The organism is Pseudonocardia sp. EV170527-09 (assembly GCF_008369905.1).
Lineage (GTDB): Bacteria > Actinomycetota > Actinomycetes > Mycobacteriales > Pseudonocardiaceae > Pseudonocardia.
In genome coordinates, this window is the sequence record NZ_VRMC01000520.1 from 1 (window position 1) to 260 (window position 260).

At 71.9% G+C, this 260-nt stretch carries 1 protein-coding gene; it reads right to left on the reverse strand.

Annotated features, from left to right (window positions below):
• The coding region (locus tag FVA95_RS30010; protein ID WP_205016085.1) for a hypothetical protein at positions 1-260 on the reverse strand (260 nt) is incomplete at both ends.

Genomic DNA, 260 nt, shown 5'->3' on the forward strand with positions numbered 1-260 from the left:
GCGTATAGGGGCCGCGGAAATCGGGGGCCGACCAGAGGCACAGCGCGTCGTGGTAGGATCCGGACCCGGCGGGCGCCTCGGGGACGGCATCGCGCAGGGTGGCGAAGATCCACCAGCGGCCGCCCTGTTCGAGGAGGGTCGCGTCGCTGGCGACCACGCCCGAAAGCAGCGTCGCCTCCTTCACCCAGCCGCCGGGGTAGCGGGTGGCGCGGTAGAGATCGACCGTACCAGAGGCGGAGCTTTCCGGCACCATCCAGGCC